Raw genomic sequence first — 214 nt, forward strand, 5'->3', positions numbered from 1 at the left:
CGGATGACCGTGCTGATTCCAACCCCGTAGCGCTCTGCCGCCTGACGTCGCGACAGGCCCTCCTGCTCAACCGACGCTACCACCCGCGTGCGAAGATCCATCGAATAAGGCTTGCCCATCCATGCTGGCCTCCTGACCCAGCCAGCAGGTTGAATCTGATTTGCTCGCCTTCGGGAATCCCCTTTCGATTCAGCCTCAATTCATCCCGCTCTAG

Annotated in this window: 1 pseudogene; it reads right to left on the reverse strand. The window is 59.8% G+C overall.

From position 1 onward, the window contains the following. Positions 1 to 119: pseudogene (locus AC0L3H_RS33090) on the reverse strand (IS630 family transposase); the annotation flags it as partial. Positions 120 to 214: the final 95 nt, after the last annotated feature.

The sequence above is a fragment of the Mesorhizobium sp. WSM4816 genome (genome assembly GCF_055811535.1).